This window comes from Lacticaseibacillus hegangensis (assembly GCF_003946465.1).
In the GTDB taxonomy this organism is placed as follows: domain Bacteria; phylum Bacillota; class Bacilli; order Lactobacillales; family Lactobacillaceae; genus Lacticaseibacillus; species Lacticaseibacillus hegangensis.
In genome coordinates this window covers 1-1,633 of sequence record NZ_RHOL01000065.1, presented here as the reverse complement: position 1 = coordinate 1,633, position 1,633 = coordinate 1, and the positions used below count along the sequence as shown (strand labels likewise).

General features: G+C 46.0%; 1 protein-coding gene. It reads left to right on the top strand.

Annotation, left to right across the window (positions count from 1 at the left end; all coding sequences use genetic code 11):
• Nucleotides 1-243 precede the first annotated feature (243 nt).
• Nucleotides 244-1,443, top strand: a complete 1,200-nt coding sequence (locus EKM86_RS12220; protein WP_125758359.1) for an IS110 family RNA-guided transposase — start codon at nucleotides 244-246, stop codon at nucleotides 1,441-1,443.
• Nucleotides 1,444-1,633 lie beyond the last annotated feature (190 nt).

Sequence of the window (1,633 nt, the reverse complement as noted above, 5' to 3'; positions counted from 1 at the left end):
ACAAAATCTACTAAGCTTAGAGGCGTACACAAGACTCGACGGAGTCTGTGTACGCCTCTATTACTTTATAGTGGTAGTGAAGCAGAGGCCGCGCGCTCTTTAGGGCTCATCGAAGCCGAACACAAAAATGGCCGCTTCACTGATCTCAGCAAATTCGCTCAAAGTAGTTGGGTCCTTGAGACCGTGTTTTGAAAACTTGATTACTAAGATCATCGTGAGGAGCTTCAGGAAAGGTAGATGGATATGCGGACGATTATTGGATTAGATGTCTCTTCAAAAACCGCCACAACGTCGGTGGCAGTTGACCACCAGCTAAAGTACAACGGGAAAATCACTTTAGACGCAATTGGCTTCAATAGTTTGAAGGCAATTATCGAGTCCTATGGACAACCAGAAGTGGTATTTGAGGCGACTGGTCAGTACTCCAGAAGACTAGAAAAGTATTTACTTGATCAGAAGTTGCAATATCACCTGCTTAATCCCCTAATAGCCAAGAAACGGTTAGACGATGGGTCCAGGTTGCGCAAGGATGACATTCATGATGCGCAGAAACTGGCGCTCACGGAGTTTGAAAAGCATCCTGAACCGTTCCAGCCGAGATTATCAGACCCAGTCTATCGTGAGCTAAGCGACCTTAGTCGCTACTACGATCAGGAGACTGAGGATATCAAACGCGAAAGGAACCGACTGCATCGAATCATTCAATTAGTCTTTCCTAGTGTCGATGAGGAGCTCCAACTTGATCAGCCCTCCTCTCTGAGGGTATTGAGAAGATTTCCTCATCCAGAGACGCTTAGAGATATGAGTTTAGATGAAATCGTGCAGGATATCTTGGCGCTTGACTTGAAGGGCATCGGTAAAATCAGAGCCAAGGCACTTGCGACCCATCTGTGGCGCGCTAGAGACCGGTCATACCCAGCCGTCGATGCAGGTTCCTTGGTGATCAAACAATTACAGGCACGAATTGACAACATTTTTAGGCTTTCAGCTGAGCGAGACGAAATAATCTCTGACATGGTTGGATTGGCAAGAAAGCTGCCAGAATACGAGATTCTTTGTAGTATTCCAGCGATTGCGGAGAACACTGCGGTACGGCTCATTGCCGAGTTAGGCGACATTCGCCGATTTGAAAAGCGATCCCAGATCAACTCATTTATTGGGATTGATCTGGTTCAAATCGAGTCAGGCAACTACGCCGCTCAGCGACGTATCACCAAACATGGCAATCCCCATGCTCGAAAGCTTCTGTATTGGACAGTGGTGAACATGGTCAATTCGACGGCTAAACCTAACCATATTCGAGACTATTACACAAAGAGACAAGAAACGGCTTCTCGACGAAAGCCACTCCTTGTCTCCTGTATGGATCGTCTAATTAAGACCATCCTCTACCTAATAAAGACAAATCAGCTCTACTCATACGAACTCGCAGGTTCCATGTAGACTGATCTGGTATCTTCAGATTACCAGCCTGGCTTAAAAAAGGAAACAAGCGAGGCTTATTTGAAGTACAGATAACGGATGCAATGAAGCAAAAAGCGGCTCTCATAGTTAGCTGTGAGGTCTCGCACCAACAATTCCGGGCAAAACAAATACCGGAACATCAACATTTCTCTTGACTAGGCGTAGAAAA